Source organism: Pseudomonas sp. Ps21-P2 (assembly GCF_039672565.1).
Lineage (GTDB): Bacteria > Pseudomonadota > Gammaproteobacteria > Pseudomonadales > Pseudomonadaceae > Aquipseudomonas.
In genome coordinates, this window is sequence record NZ_JBDFPL010000003.1 from 407325 (window position 1) to 422214 (window position 14890).

Sequence of the window (14890 nt, forward strand, 5' to 3'; positions counted from 1 at the left end):
AAGACGCGAAGCGTTGATCTGCATCAATGGGTGTTTATGGGATGACAGGTCAGACGGCGCTCCTACCGTTTTGACCTGCGGAACAAGGCAGAGCCTGTTGTTACGATGCGTGAACGGCAGCTTCCACCGCCGGCAACGAAAAAAACGCCCGAGCGCAATTGGTGGTGTGGGCCGCAACGTCGTCCGGGCTTTCGCCTCGGTGCAGCGCCACTTCGCGCAGGACCTCGGGCAGATAGGCCGGTTCGTTGCGGCCGTTCTTTGGTTTGGGCCGCAAGGTGCGGGGCAGCAGGTACGGCGCGTCGCTTTCCAGCATCAACCGGCCGCGGGGAATCTCGCGGACCAGCGGGTGCAGGTGCGTGCCCCGGCGCTCGTCGCAGATCCAGCCGGTGATGCCGATGTGCAGGTCCAGATCCAGATAGTTGAACAGCGCGCGTTTTTCCCCGGTGAAGCAATGCACCACCGCCGCCGGGAGCTGATCGCGGTAGTCCCGCAAAATGGCGAGCAGGCGCTCGTCGGCATCGCGCTCATGGAGAAACACCGGCAATTGCAGCTCGACGGCCAGTGCCAGATGCGCTTCCAGAACTTTTTCCTGCTGCGGGCGAGGGGAGAAGTCGCGATTGAAATCCAGCCCGCATTCACCCACGGCGCAGACGGTCTTTTCACGCAGCAGTGCCCTGAGCTGGCTCTCGGTTTCGCCCGTCCAGGCGCTTGCCGAGTGCGGATGAATACCGGCAGTGCTGAACAGACGTTGGGCGCTTTCATCGAGCTGGCGGGATAACGCCAGGGCCTGTTCGCTGCCTTCGACGTCGGTGCCGGTGAGGATCAACTGGCCGACGCCGGCGGCGTACGCGCGTTCCACCACCTCGTGTTTGCGGGCGGCGAAGCTGGAGTTGGTCAAGTTGACGCCAATGTCTATTAGTTGCATGGTGCTACCTCAGGCCGGAGGCCGAGAAGAATACCAGAGCGATTGAAGCGATAAAAAACAAGCAGGCTCAACTGCTTGGAATACCCAATCCTGTGATCCCGCTTTTGTTGACGCATGCCGCGATGCACGCGACGAGCCGTTCAGCTGCGCGACACAGACTTCAAGCCCGTTTTTTTCGGCCTTTCATCGGAGCGTCAATGATCCGAGCGTCCCTGTTTTCCCTGATGTGCGTCATGGCCGTGCCCAGCCACGCGTCGCCGCGCCCCGCCGGCCCGCCGGTGGTGATCAAAAAGAGTCAGGTGCGCGACCTGCCGGCGATCCGCAGTGGCAAAGTCCTGCGGGTGCTGGTCAATCAGAGCCGCAACAGCTCCGCCGAAGTTCAGGGTGAGCCCGTTGGCGTCGAGTGCCGTCGCTTGCAGGCGTTCGAAACCTACCTCAACAGCCACGCCCGCGACGGTCAGAAGATCTCCCTCAAACTCATTCCCAAAGCCAAGGACCAGCTGCTCGCCGCGCTGCAGCGGGGCGAAGGCGACATGGTTGCGCCGGGCGAACTCCTCGACGCCAGCGCCGCCCGTTACGTCGACGCGTCTGAACCGGTGGTCGCCCAGGTGCCGCTGGTGGTGGTGGGCGTCAAGGGTGAGCGCGGCCTCCGGCGTCCCGAACAGCTCTCGGGCCGCACGCTGATGCTCACCAGCGGCAGCGCCGCCGATGAGGCCATCCTGCAGCTGAATCAGAAGCTGGCCCTGCGCAAGCTGCCACCGGTGAAGATCGAATGGGTTGACCCGAGTCTGGCCGTGGAAGACGTGCTGGAAATGGTTCAGGCCGGTGTTTATCACCTGACCGTGGTGGAGCAACCCATCGCCGAGCGCTGGGCCAAAGTGATGCCGAAGCTGCGGATCGACCGCGCTGCTGCCTTGAGCGATCCGGGGGACATGAACTGGTTCGTGCGCAAGGACGCCGTGGTGTTGCGCGGCGCCGTCGACCATTTCCTGCAAACCTACGAACCGCCGCGGAATCAGGACGCCGCCTTCCAGACCGCCTACAAGGACCGCTACCAGATCCACAATCCGCTGGCGCGCGAAGACCGTCAGCGCCTGGAGAAACTGCGTCCCACGCTACAATTGCACGCCGACAAACAGAAGATGGACTGGCTCGACCTCGCCGCCGTGGCCTTCAAGGAGTCGGCGCTCAACCCGGTCGCCAAGGGTGGCAGCGGCGCCACCGGTCTGCTGCAGATCACCCCGTCGGCCGCCCAGCGCGTCGGCGTCGACAACATTCACGACCTCGACGGTAACGTGCAGGCGGCGAGCAAATACATGGCGCTGCTGCGGCGCAAGTTTTTCGCCAGCCCGAAAATCAACGAGCGTGAGCGCATGGCGTTTACCCTGGCCGCCTACAACCTCGGCCCGGAGCGCGTGCAGGCCATGCGAGCGGAGGCGAAGCGCCAGGGGCTCAACCCGAACCAGTGGTTTTTTCAGGTCGAGCGCGTGGCCATGGAGCAGGGCGGCAAGAACGTCGTGAGCTACGTGAACAGCGTCAACAAGTACTACCTGGCGTTCGACCAGGCCCGCAGTTCATTGGAGCGTCCTGAGACCCGGTGACAGATCCAAGGATTCGATACGTATGACGCGTATTTTGCGATTTTCATATTTATAGAACCGATTAAGATGGCGCCATTCTCAACTCAAACGGAATAACCGCCATGAATGCTCAACTCAAATCGATCTTCAACACCCACGCCGGTTTCGGCATCACCGGCCTGCGGATTCTTATCGGCATCATCCTCATGGCCCACGGCAGCCAGAAACTGTTCGGTATGTTCGGCGGCTATGGCCTGGAAGGCACTGGCCAGTACATGGCGAGCCTGGGCCTCACCCCTGGCTACTTGATGGCGTTGATGTCCGGCAGCGCGGAATTCTTCGGCGGTCTGGCGCTGTTCCTTGGCTTGTTGGCACGGCCTGCAGCGCTGGTGGTGATCGTGATGCTGGTGGTGGCGATTCTCTCGGTGCACATCCACAACGGCTTGTTCATGGCCAACAACGGTTATGAGTTCGGACTGGCGCTGATCGCCGCTGCGGTGGCGGTGCTGTTCGAAGGGGCGGGTCGCCTGTCTGTCGACCGATTGATCGCGCGTCGCTGATTCACCCGTTCAAATCCGTAGCAGCCACATTGTTAGCAAACAAAAATCCCGGCCTCTCAGAGCGTCGGGATTTTTTTGCGTCCGTTTAGACAGGAGCGCGACGGTATCCGTCGATTGACAATGCCTACAGCGCTTCTCTAGGATGCCGTTCATGCGCCGATTTAAACAGCTACTTGCGGGGCGCCGGGTGACGGTCATTCGTCATCGAAATTCCGCTAAAGCGCTGGTTCGGTGTTGCCTCTCACCGCTGCCCAGCGGATCAATGAGGCAGAGAAAACGACACTATGAGCAGTCATTCCCACCCGCGTCCCCTCGTTCGCCTGGCCCCCATCGCCAGCCAGTTCAATCGTCGTAATCCACAAATCCTTCTGGGCGGCGCCCATCAGCCGACGTTGCTGCGTTACCTCGACGGCTGGCCGCGTCGCCAGGGCGGCCCGCACGCTTTCCTCATTCAATTCATCGAAACCGACGATGCCCTTGAGCGCTTCAGCAACGACCAGTTCGACCTGGCCGTGATTCAGGCGCCCGCTGCCGAGCGCGCGGAAGCGGTGATTCACCAACTGATCCGCGTCGCCCGACAGGGTTTGATCACGCGCTGCTGACGGCTCGCCGCCTGGGTTGCAACGGCTGATCGGGATGGCGCAGGTTGAAGCGGGCACGCATACCATTGGCGTGACGGCAATGGGCGACCAGCGCGCTGCGCAGGGTCCAGTCGGTGTTGATGATGTAGAAATTCTGGATGAAGCTGTTCTCGTCCGTCGACTCGAACCACTGATCGATCTTCCCGCTCAAGTCACTGGGCGCGTGCAGCGGCAATGAATACTTGGCGCACTTGATGGCGGTCAGGCTGAACTCGGGTTTGTTTTCCACTGCCACTTCGTTGACGAACGCCTTCAGGGTGTTGGTGTTGAACAGGTTTTCTCCCGGCCAGCGCTGCTTGACCCCGTCCCACAGCAGCTCGTCGCCGGAGCGCCTGTTATAGGCAAGCACGACGTTTTTGCCCGGATGATCACGCCAGATGCCTTCCAGCGTCAGCCTGCTCAGCTGCCGTGGCACAGCCCTCGGGCCAAGGGTTTTCGTCAGCAGGTTCTGAAATTCCCTGTGGGTCAGTTCAGTGAAGTCCTTGAACTGATGGAAATCCAGAATGACGATTTCACGCGCCGGCGAGCCGTTCTGTTCCAGTTCTTCAAAAAATGCATGGACGCACGCCAGAATGTCTTCGGCGACCGTGCGCCCTGACGAGGTCAGGTGGAACAGCTGAAAACGCCGCGGGTCACCCTTTTCATACTTCGAATAAAACGCCACGCGCAAATCCAGCGCGCGCACCCCCTGGCGCAATTGCTCCAGGGGCGCGACGTCCTGGGCCATCTCCTGGGGGACGGCGAAGTTGGGTGACAGCTTGTCGCTGCCGGCGTTGTGGGCGCCGGGGAGGATGAGTTGGTCAATGCGCAACTGCGCGAGTTCGGGGATGTGCGCCATCCAGTCGAGATGGGGCGGACGGGGTGAAGCCGATGGGTTAAGGGGCATACAGTCATTCCTTGACGTGTGGTGAGGCTCCGAGGGCGGAGCGGGGTGAGCGGTCATTCGCTCGGAAAGTCCTTTTCTGGAGTGTGGCCGCCGCGTCACCGACGTCAACCAAGGCAGTTCTTCAGGTCTGTTACCCCATGTGAATGGCGGCGTGCGCTCATCTGACTTTCAGCACCACGCGACCGCGCACGGGATGCTCGTCGAGGTGGTTGTGGGCCTTGCCGAACTGCTCGAAGGGCCAGGTGCGGTGGATGTCCGGCTTGAGCAGGCCCTTGGCCGTCAGATCGTTGATAGCGTCCAGTGCCCGCTGCAGGGCGGGGCCATTCTGCTCGATGCCCAGCTCCGGTTTGCCGGTGAAGTTTTCCAGGCAATGCACGTGGAAGCGCATGTTCTTGCGGAATGCCTGCTGCGCCGGGAAAGGCGTTTTGTTGCCACCGCGCAGGCCGTACAGCACCAGACTGCCGCGGGGCGCCAGCACGTCACCGAGCATCGACATCTGCATGCCGCCCAGTCCGTCGAACACCGCTTCGATGCCATGGCCGTGGGTCAGCGACTCGATGCGCAGGCCGATGTCGTCCTCGTCGGTGACGATCACCCGATCGGCGCCGTTCGCCAGCAGGTATTCACGGTCTTGCCCATGGGGCGTCGCTGCGATAACCCGCAGGCCCAAGGCCTTGCCCAACTGCACGAAGGCAATGCCGGGGCTGTACGTCGCGTCGGTGACGAGCACGGTCTGGCCCGGTTGCACATTGGCGAGCTCGATGAAGGCAAACCAGGCCAGCAGCATCGGCGTGTAGTGAACGCTGGCTTCCACCGGCGTCAGTGCGTCCGGGTAAAGGGTCAGCGCGTTGCGCGGGACCATCACGTGGTCGCCACACACCGGGTACTGGTTGGCGCTCATGGCTTTGAAGCTCGCCACCTTGTCCCCCACCTTCAAGTCAGTCACTCCAGCGCCCACCGCTTCGACGACGCCGGCCATTTCACTGCCCAGACCCGCTGGCAGTTGCACCGGTGCCAGTGACAGGTTTTGCCGCCACAACACGTCGTCCCAGCTGATGCCGATGGCTTCGGCACGAACCAGCACTTCCTGTGGGCCGGGGGACCGGTCAGGCTGCTCCTCGCAACTGAGCACATCGGCTTTGCCGAAGCGATGAAATTTGATGGCGCGTGACATTGTCGACCTCGATGCCTGTCGTTGAGTGTTGCAACGACTGTATCGATGGGGGCCACGGGGCACTATTTCTGTCGGTCGATACCCGACATGCCTGCTATCAATTCGCGTTGACGACTTCGCTGCCGTGAGCGCTTATTTGCCCCAGGCCCGTAAAGCATGTTCGACGAACTGCCGCACCTTGGGCAGGCGATAGCGGTCCTGGGGGTACATCAGCCACAGCGTACGGCTGGGCGGTTGATAATCCTGCAGCAGTGGCACGAGCTTTCCGCTGGCGATGTCCTCGCTGATCAGCACGTCGGGCAGCATCGACACGCCCATCCCGGCGAGCACGGCCTGGCGCAGCGCCGGCGTGCTGTTGACGATCATCGAGCCCGACACCGGCACCTCCATCACGCCGTCGGGCCCTGTCAGGCGCCATAATTTGTCGGCGGCACGCCAGTCATCGCCGGCCGGGTAGGCGAACGCCAGGCAGTCGTGGTCGCGCAGGTCATCGGCGGTTTTCGGTGTACCCCGACGCTTCAAATAGGCGGGAGCCGCGCAGATGGTCAGGGTGTAGTCCTGCAGGGGGCGGGCAATCAGGGCCGAAGATTCCGGGGTGCCGAGGCGGATGGCGGCGTCGAAACCGTGCTCGATCAGGTCCATCGTCTGATTGCTGAGCACCACCTCCACCTTGATCTCCGGGTAGCGCTGGACGAAATCGCTGAGCAACGGCGCCAGGCGTTCGGCGCCGAAGGCTGGCGGGGCGGTGACGCGCAAGGTGCCGCTGGGCTCGGTCTGGGCCTGTTCGGCCATGCGCTCGGAATCATTCACCAGCCCCAGTACTTCGACGCAACGCCGGTAGTATTCGAGGCCAAACTCGGTCAGGTTCTGCCGGCGGGTGGTGCGCTGCAACAGGCTCACCCCGAGGCGCTGCTCAAGTGCTTTCAGGTGATTGCCGACCATGGTCGTCGACATTTCGCACTGGCGCGCGGCCGCGGTCATGCTGCCGCCTTCGACCACTTTGACGAAGACCGTCATCGCCAGAAATACATCCATTATCAAGCCCTGCTTTAAAGTCACTGAAGGATGGCGGTCTTTATACATCAGAACGGGCTAACAATACTGGCCTCACTTACCCGTGATGGAGCCACCGACATGACCGCCGCCTGCCTGATGAACACCTACAAACCCATGCCGTTGAGCTTTATCCGTGGCGAAGGCGCGCGGCTGTGGGATGACAGCGGCCGTCAATACCTGGACGCCGTCGCGGGTGTTGCGGTGACCAACGTCGGCCACAGCCACCCAAAGGTTGTCGCCGCGATCAGCGAGCAGGCCGGGCTGCTCTTGCACACGTCCAACCATTACCGCATCGACTGGCAGCAGAAGCTGGCGCAACGTCTGACCCGGCTGTCGGGCCTGGAGCAGGTGTTTTTCAACAATTCCGGCGCCGAGGCCAACGAAACCGCGCTCAAACTGGCGCGTTTGTATGGCTGGGCCAAGGGCATCGAGCATCCGCTGGTGCTGGTGATGGACAACGCCTTTCACGGCCGCACTCTCGGCACGTTGTCGGCCAGCGATAACGGCGCCGCGCGGCTGGGTTATCAGCCGATGTCGGGGGAGTTCGTGAAGGTGGCGTTCGGTGACATCGTTGCGGTTAAACAGGCGACGTTGGCGTATGGCGAGCGCATCGTCGCGGTGTTGGTCGAGCCGATTCAGGGCGAGGGCGGTGTGGCGTTGCCGCCGCCGGGGTATCTGAAGGCACTGCGCGACCATTGCACTCAAAACGGTTGGCTGATGATGCTGGATGAGATCCAGACGGGCATGGGTCGGACGGGGCGCTGGTTTGCGTTCGAGCATGAGGGGATCGTTCCCGATGTGATGACGCTGGCGAAGGCGCTGGGCAATGGCATTCCCATTGGCGCGTGTCTGGCGACGGCGGCGGTGGCGCGGCTGTTCACGCCGGGCAGTCATGGCAGTACGTTTGGCGGTAATCCGCTGGCGTGTCGGGTGGGTTGTACGGTATTGGATATCGTTGAGGATGAGGGGCTTTTGCTCAATGCGGCGGTGCAGGGGGAGCGGTTGTTGGCGGGCCTGCGCGCTGCGCTGGTGGGGCACGCTGATGTGGCGCAGGTGCGGGGGATGGGGTTGATGATCGGGATTGAGTTGAGGCGGCCGATTCGGGATGTGTGTCTGGTGGCGGCGCAGGAGTATGGGGTGTTGATCAATGTGACGCGTGGGCAGACGATTCGGCTGTTGCCGCCGTTGGTGATTGATGGCGACGAGGTGGACCGGATCGTGGCAGGCGTCGTAGGGGCGCTTCGCGGTTGAGGTTTTTAAGATCAAGATCAAGATCAAGATCAAGATCAACGACCTTAAGATCAAGAGCGTCTGCCTAGGGGCAGACGTTTCGCCTTCGGCGAGTTACTTGGAAAAGCACCCCAAGTAACCAAGGGTGCCTGCTCTAGGTTGGGCCCGACTTCGTCGGGTTCCCTCACTTCGACGACGCTCCGTGGGCCCGCGCCGAACGGACATCCATGTCCTGACGGCGCTCTCGCCGCATCCATGCGGCTCGGCCCACTCCGCGTCGTCTGCGTTCGGCCTGCACCAAAGTCGCGATTGGTGTCGTCTGGACTTTTTGCGTCGTAATGATGATCAAAGGCGAAAATCAAAGCCCGTCTTATGTAGCCCCGCCCAATTTTCGACGCAACCCAAAAGCTGGCAACTCGGTCTATCAGGCCATGGCACGTTTAAGCAAATGTGGGAGCGAGCTTGCTCGCGAAAGGCCCGAAGGGCAACAAAGTCGCGATCTATCGACAAGCTCTAAAAAGCACCCCGCCTTATTTCCCGGACAATTCCATGATCATCGCCGCGGTCAGGTAGAGCCTCGGGGCGATGCTGGTGAGGTCCATGTATTCGTCGTCGGCGTGGAGGCCGGCGCCGACGACGCCCATGGTTTCGAGGACGGCGGGTTTTTGGCTGTCGGGGACGTAGGCGTAGCCGGCGTCGGTGCCGAAGCGCATGGCGATGGGTTCGAGGGTGCGGCCGGTTGTGGCATAGATCGCCTGGGCGGTTTTGGCGAGGGCGTCGGTTGCGGGGTTTTTTGCCAGTGGGGGGCGGCCTTTTTCGAGGCGGAAGGTGACGTCGGTGCCGTCGATCATTTTGCCTTGCACGATGCGCTGTCCGTCGGCCAGTACGCGGTCGGATTCGCTCAGGTCTGAATAGCGCATGTCGCCCTCAGCCGCGGCGCTCGACGGGATAATGTTGCGCTTCTCGCCGCCTTTGATCAGGGTCCAGTTGACCGTAGTGCCCTTGGCCGGTTCGCCCAGGTCCTTGAGCTGCACCAGTTGATGGGCCAGTTCCATGGCCGCATTGCGCCCGGCTTCCGGGGCGGAGCCGGCGTGGGAGGATTTACCTTTGACGTCGACGAACACGCCATTGATGCCGTTGGTGGCGACCGTCACGGCGTCCTTGTCCGGTGGCTCGAACGAGAACACGTAGTCGTGCTTGCGGGCGAGTTCGGCGATCAGGGTTTTCGAGCCGGCGGACCCCGTTTCCTCGTCAGGGTTGAACAGCACGGTGATCGTGCCGAAGTCCTTGAATTTCTGGTCTTCCAGCAGCTTCAGGGTATGCAGCACCATCGCCACCCCACCCTTGGCGTCGGCCACGCCAGGGCCGTAGGCGTGATCGCCGTCGACGCGGAAAGGCCGCTTGGCGGCGGTGCCCGGACCGAACACGGTGTCGTAGTGGATCATCAGCAGAAAGGATTTGCTGCCCGTGCCCTTGAGGGTGCCGACGATGTTATCGCCCGTCGAGGGCGTTGCCGGCGTGGTTTCGACTGTTGCGCCTAAAGCCTTTAGCCGTTCGACCAGCACCGCACTGACCATTTTCAGGCCGGGTGCCTGACCCGTTCCGGTGTCGATGTCGACCAGTTGCTTGACGGTGGCCAGATAAGGTTTCTGCTCGGCCTCGGCCTTCTTCAATAACTGCTCGGGGGAGACTTCGGCGGCATAGGCGCAGCCAGCAAAAAAAGCGCCGCCGCTCAACAGCGCGGCGAGGATGGAAGTCGTCAGGGCGGTACGTCGAACGTGCATGCTGGATCCCTCAGATGGTGGTCGAGTTGTTGTGATGTCCATGGGACCCACATCGTTCCCGCAGCATAGGTCGTCAGGCACTGACCGTGGGGCGGATTTTCCGGGAGAGCCGCTGCTGGCTGACAGGTCATCGGCCGGGCATGGTGCTTTTCCGCAGCCGCCGCGCTTTCCTACATCATTCACCGTAGAATCCTCGTCTGAAATAAAACGCGACGAGGTTGCAGCGGTGGATTTACAGCAGGGCTTCGTCCTGACCCGGCATTGGCGCGACACGGACGCCGGCACCGAAGTGGAATTCTGGCTGGCCACCGACGAGGGGCCGCGCCAGGTGCGCCTGCCGTACCAGACCTCCGTCGCGTTTATCCCGGAGCAGCACCGCGAGCGCGCTGAAGCCGTGTTGCGCAACGAGCGCCATGTCGAGCTCAAGCCACTGGAGCTGTGTGATTTCCGCCATCGCCCGGTGATGGGGCTGTATACGCGTCAGCATCGCCAGTTGATGAACCTGGAAAGCGACCTGCGCAAAGCCAGCGTCGACGTCTACGAAGCCGATATCCGCCCGCCCGAGCGCTACCTGATGGAGCGTTTCATCACCGCGCCGGTGCAGTTCGGCGGGCGGCCGGACGCCAACGGCCTGTTGCTGGACGCGCAACTCAGGCCCGATCCACGGTACCGACCGACCCTGAAACTGGTGTCGCTGGACATCGAAACCACCGAGCGCGGCGAGCTGTATTGCATCGGCCTGCACGGCTGCGGCGAGCGTCAGGTGTACATGCTCGGCCCGGCCAATGGCGATGACGCCCAGGTGAATTTCAAGCTCGAATACTGCGACACCCGCGTCGCGCTGCTGGAGAAACTCAACGAATGGATGGCCCGCCATGACCCCGACGGGATCATCGGCTGGAACGTGGTGCAGTTCGATCTGCGCGTGCTGCATGAGCACGCGCGGCGCTTGAATGTGCCGCTGCGTCTGGGGCGCGGCGGCGAGGTGATGACCTGGCGCGAACACGGCGCGCGCAACAATCACTTCTTCGCGGCGGCGGCCGGGCGCTTGATCATCGACGGCATCGAAGCGCTGCGTTCGGCGACCTGGAGTTTTCTCTCGTTCAGCCTGGAAAACGTGTCGCAGACGCTGCTGGGCGAAGGCAAGGCCATCGACAATCCGTATCAGCGCATGGACGAGATCAACCGCATGTTCGCCGAGGACAAGCCGGCGCTGGCGCGTTACAACCTCAAGGACTGCGAGCTGGTCACGCAGATTTTCGCCAAGACCGAGCTGCTCACTTTCCTCCTCGAACGCGCCACGGTGACCGGCCTGCCGGTGGATCGAAGCGGCGGTTCGGTGGCCGCGTTCGAGCATTTGTACATTCCGCTGATGCACCGCCAGGGCTTCGTCGCGCCGAACCTGGGCGAGCGCATGCCGGAAGCCAGCCCCGGCGGTTTCGTCATGGATTCGCGTCCCGGGCTGTACGAATCGGTGTTGGTGCTCGATTACAAGAGTCTGTATCCGTCGATCATCCGCACCTTTCTGATTGACCCCGTGGGCTTGATCGAAGGCCTCAAGCACCCCGACGACAGCCAGTCGGTGGAAGGCTTTCGTGGCGCGCGCTTTTCCCGGACCCGCCACTGTTTGCCGGCCATCGTTTCGCGGGTGGCCGAAGGGCGCGAGGTGGCCAAACGCGAGCGTAATGCGCCGCTGTCCCAAGCGCTGAAAATCATCATGAACGCCTTTTACGGCGTGCTCGGTTCCAGCGGCTGCCGGTTCTTCGACACGCGGCTGGCATCGTCGATCACCCTGCGCGGGCACGAGATCATGCACCAGACCCGGCTGCTGATCGAAGCCCAGGGCTACGAGGTGATCTACGGCGATACCGACTCGACGTTCGTCTGGCTGAAAAAAGCCCATGAGCAGGACGATGCCGCGCAGATCGGCACCGCGCTGGTCAAGCAGGTCAACGACTGGTGGCGCGCTCATGTGAAAGAGGAATACGGGCTGGAGAGTGCGCTCGAGCTGCAATTCGAAACCCACTTCAAGCGCTTCCTGATGCCGACCATTCGCGGCGCGGAGGAGGGCAGCAAGAAGCGTTATGCAGGTTTGGTGACCCGCGCCGATGGCAAAGACGAAATGGTCTACAAGGGGCTGGAGGTGGTGCGCACCGACTGGTCGCCGCTGGCCCGCACGTTCCAGCAGGAGCTGTACCTGCGGATTTTCCAGCGTCAGCCGTTTCAGGAATACATTCGGGAGTACGTGGGCCGAACCCTGGCTGGGGAACTCGACGGCCAACTTGTCTATCGCAAGCGCCTGCGCCGGGCCCTCGACGATTACGAACGCAACGTGCCGCCCCATGTGCGCGCCGCGCGGCTGGCCGATGAGTACAACCGCCAGCAGGGTCGGCCGTTGCAGTACCAGAATGGCGGCTGGATCAGCTACGTGATCACGGTCGCCGGACCCGAGCCGCTGGAAGTGCGGACGGCGGCCATCGACTACGACCACTACATCAGCAAACAGCTGCAGCCGATTGCCGACGCGATCCTGCCGTTCGTGATCTCGCGGACCATCGATCTCAGTTCCCAGGACCAGTTCAGCTTCGACTTTTGATCCGCATTTTCACGCCAGCGGATTGATCCGCAGCGCCTCCAGCACCACGCGAAACGCCGCCGTGTGCTGGCGCCGGCTGGGGTAGTAAAGGTGATAGCCCTCGAACGGCTCGCACCAGTCGGCGAGCACTTCCACCAGTTCGCCCTGCTCGATAGGCCCGGCCACCAGCCCCTCGGGAAGCTGCGCCAGACCAATGCCGTCCAGGCAGCCCTGCAAAATCTGAAACACGCTGTTCATGATCAACGGGCCGTCGACGCGCACGCGGATATCACGGCCGTCTTTGGCGTACTCCCATTGATACAGCGCGCCATGGGTGGGCAGGCGCAGGTTGATGCAGCGATGGCGGGGCAAGTCCTCCGGCACCTGCGGCGTGGAATGCCGCGCCAGGTACTCGGGGGACGCCACGGTCATCAGCCGCAACGGCGGGGCAATCGGCGCGGCGATCATGTCCGCCGCGAGGGTGTCACCCAGGCGCACACCGGCGTCGATGCGCTGGGCAACGATGTCGGTCAGGCCGTAGTCGGTGACCAGCTCAATGGTCATGTCCGGGTATTGATCGAGCAATGGTTTGAGGCGAGGCCAGAGCACGTAACGCGCGGCGAATTCATCGCCGGTGATGCGCACCGTGCCGGACGGGCGGCCGCTGTGCTCGATGGCGGCGTTGACCTGCTCTTCAATGCTGTCGAGCAGTGGCGCCAGTCCCTTGAATAACTGCTCGCCGACTTCGGTGCGGGTCACGCTGCGGGTGGTGCGGGTGAGCAGGCGAACGCCGAGACGCTCTTCCAGCAGGCGCATGGTCTGGCCGACGGCGGAGGGGGAGATGCCCAGCGCGGCGGCGGCGCGAGTGAAATTGCCTTCTCGGCCCACTGCAACGAACACCGCCAGATCATCGAGTTTGTAATCCGCCATTGCGAAGCGCTCCTTCATTTTGATCGAAGCATTCTACGGATACTGTCGCCAATGTGCCCTTGTTACGCTAGCTGCACACTTTCTGGAGATCTGGCATGACCGCCACTGACAGCGCTGCTGAAGACATGCAAATCCACCGCGCCGGCTCGGCCAAAGCCATCAAGGGCCCCGCAGACTGGTTCACCGGCGACGTGCGCATTGACCGGATTTTCAACGCCCCGGCACCGGCGCGGGTCGGTCTGGCCATCGTGAATTTCCAGCCGGGCGCACGCACTAACTGGCACACCCACCCGCTGGGCCAGATCCTGCTGGTCACCGATGGCGTCGGCTGGACCCAGTGTGAAGGCGGGCCGAAAACCGAAATCCGTCCGGGCGATCTGATCTGGTGTAACTGCGGCCGTCGTCACTGGCACGGCGCGACCGACACCACCGCCATGCAACATGTCGCGGTCAACGAAGCGCTGGATGGCAAGCCGGTCGACTGGCTGGAGCCGGTGACCGAGCAGACCTACCTGGCCGTGCCGGTCAAAAAAGACTGAGGAGCTGGCACGGCGACGATCATGACGCCGCTACGGCTTGGCTGCGCATCCGCGTAATGTCCTTTTTCGGCGGTGCGCCAAACAGCCGACCGTACTCGCGACTGAACTGCGACGGGCTTTCGTAGCCGACCTTGAACGCTGCACTGGCGGCGTCCTGATGGTCGTTGAGCATCAGCCGCCGGGCTTCGTTCAGGCGCAGCCATTTCTGGTACTGCAGCGGGCTCATGGACGTCAGGTTGCGAAAGTGCAGGTGAAAGTTCGGCGCGCTCATCTGCACGCGCGCGGCCAGGTCTTCGACGCGCAGGGCTGTCGCGTAATTGAGCTTCAGCCAGTCGATGGCTTTGGCGATGCGGTAGCCCTGACTGTCGACCGACGCAATGTGCCGTAGCAGCGGCGCTTGATCGCATGTGAGCAGGCGGAAGTGAATCTCGCGCTGCAACAGGGGCCAGAGCACCGGAATGGCGTCGGGCTCCTGCAACAGGTCGACCAGTCGGGCCAAGGGATCGAGCAGCGCGGACGTGAGGCTGGCGATGCCCGCGCTTGTGCCCACGGTGCGCGCCTTCGGTGTTGGCGCATCCCCTTGGGCGATCAGCTCGGTCAAGGTGCGCAGGTCCAGCTTGAACACCAGTCCCAGACACGGCGCGTCCGCGCTGGCGAGGGTCACGGCGGAATTGGCCGGCACGTCCAGCGAGGTGATCAGAAAGCGCGTCGTGTCGTAGGGATAGACCTCGCTTCCGATGACCATTTCCTTGGCGCCCTGGACCACCAGCACGATGCTTGGCGCGAGGATGCACATGACCGGCGGCGAGGGCGCTTCGCGACGAAACAGGCCGAGGTCGGCGATGGCGGTGGGAAAGTCACCGGAGGCCGGCGTGAGGTGCCCGATGATGTTCGTCAGCGACCGCAGCTGCACGGTGTCCGAAGCGCGGCACGCGGGTGTGGAAGCGGATGTCAGTGGCATGTCTGCGGCCCTCGGAATCAAGTCGAAACTGTACGTGCCCGGCAAAACA

Annotated in this window: 13 protein-coding genes; 6 read left to right on the top strand and 7 right to left on the bottom strand. The window is 62.7% G+C overall.

Translation table 11 applies throughout. The features are described 5' to 3' along the window. Positions 1-100 precede the first annotated feature (100 nt). Positions 101-925, bottom strand: coding sequence for a TatD family hydrolase (locus tag ABEH28_RS09345; protein WP_346629748.1), 825 nt, complete (start codon positions 923-925; stop codon positions 101-103). A gap of 197 nt (positions 926-1122) precedes the next feature. Between ABEH28_RS09345 and ABEH28_RS09350 the strand changes: the two genes are divergently transcribed. From ABEH28_RS09350 to ABEH28_RS09360, 3 genes are all read left to right on the top strand, one after another. Further along, positions 1123-2526 (top strand): transglycosylase SLT domain-containing protein, encoded by a 1404-nt coding sequence (locus tag ABEH28_RS09350; RefSeq protein WP_346629749.1) that lies wholly within the window; start codon positions 1123-1125, stop codon positions 2524-2526. Between the two features lie 101 nt (positions 2527-2627). Then, positions 2628-3065, top strand: coding sequence for a DoxX family protein (locus ABEH28_RS09355; RefSeq protein ID WP_346629750.1), 438 nt, complete (start codon positions 2628-2630; stop codon positions 3063-3065). A gap of 284 nt (positions 3066-3349) precedes the next feature. Next, positions 3350-3667 (top strand): class I SAM-dependent methyltransferase, encoded by a 318-nt coding sequence (locus tag ABEH28_RS09360; protein WP_282370964.1) that lies wholly within the window; start codon positions 3350-3352, stop codon positions 3665-3667. Here ABEH28_RS09360 and ABEH28_RS09365 read toward each other — a convergent pair. From ABEH28_RS09365 to ABEH28_RS09375, 3 genes are all read right to left on the bottom strand, one after another. Next, positions 3654-4592, bottom strand: coding sequence for a hypothetical protein (locus tag ABEH28_RS09365; protein WP_346629751.1), 939 nt, complete (start codon positions 4590-4592; stop codon positions 3654-3656). The two genes, ABEH28_RS09360 and ABEH28_RS09365, sit on opposite strands and share 14 nt — an antisense overlap. Before the next feature lie 157 nt (positions 4593-4749). Next, on the bottom strand, positions 4750-5766 hold the full coding sequence (locus ABEH28_RS09370) for a zinc-dependent alcohol dehydrogenase family protein (protein ID WP_346629752.1): 1017 nt from the start codon (positions 5764-5766) through the stop codon (positions 4750-4752). 132 nt (positions 5767-5898) lie between these two features. Further along, positions 5899-6801, bottom strand: coding sequence for a LysR family transcriptional regulator (locus ABEH28_RS09375; protein ID WP_346629753.1), 903 nt, complete (start codon positions 6799-6801; stop codon positions 5899-5901). Positions 6802-6900: 99 nt separating this feature from the next. Between ABEH28_RS09375 and ABEH28_RS09380 the strand changes: the two genes are divergently transcribed. Next, complete coding sequence (locus ABEH28_RS09380; protein WP_346629754.1) at positions 6901-8073, top strand: aspartate aminotransferase family protein; 1173 nt, start codon at positions 6901-6903, stop codon at positions 8071-8073. 509 nt (positions 8074-8582) lie between these two features. Here the strand turns inward: ABEH28_RS09380 and ABEH28_RS09385 are convergent. Further along, complete coding sequence (locus ABEH28_RS09385) at positions 8583-9836, bottom strand: M20/M25/M40 family metallo-hydrolase (protein WP_346629755.1); 1254 nt, start codon at positions 9834-9836, stop codon at positions 8583-8585. Between the two features lie 226 nt (positions 9837-10062). Here ABEH28_RS09385 and ABEH28_RS09390 point away from each other — a divergent pair, with 226 nt between their 5' ends. Beyond that, entirely contained in the window at positions 10063-12432 is a 2370-nt protein-coding gene (locus ABEH28_RS09390; RefSeq protein ID WP_346629756.1) for a DNA polymerase II, read from the top strand. A 9-nt stretch (positions 12433-12441) separates the two neighbouring features. Here ABEH28_RS09390 and ABEH28_RS09395 read toward each other — a convergent pair whose 3' ends face one another. Next, positions 12442-13341 (bottom strand): LysR family transcriptional regulator, encoded by a 900-nt coding sequence (locus tag ABEH28_RS09395; RefSeq protein ID WP_346629757.1) that lies wholly within the window; start codon positions 13339-13341, stop codon positions 12442-12444. A gap of 95 nt (positions 13342-13436) precedes the next feature. On the opposite strand from ABEH28_RS09395, the gene ABEH28_RS09400 reads away from it, so the two are divergent. Continuing rightward, positions 13437-13880 (top strand): cupin domain-containing protein, encoded by a 444-nt coding sequence (locus ABEH28_RS09400; RefSeq protein ID WP_346629758.1) that lies wholly within the window; start codon positions 13437-13439, stop codon positions 13878-13880. A gap of 19 nt (positions 13881-13899) precedes the next feature. On the opposite strand, the gene ABEH28_RS09405 is transcribed toward ABEH28_RS09400, so the two are convergent. Continuing rightward, positions 13900-14841 (bottom strand): AraC family transcriptional regulator, encoded by a 942-nt coding sequence (locus ABEH28_RS09405; RefSeq protein WP_346629759.1) that lies wholly within the window; start codon positions 14839-14841, stop codon positions 13900-13902. Positions 14842-14890 lie beyond the last annotated feature (49 nt).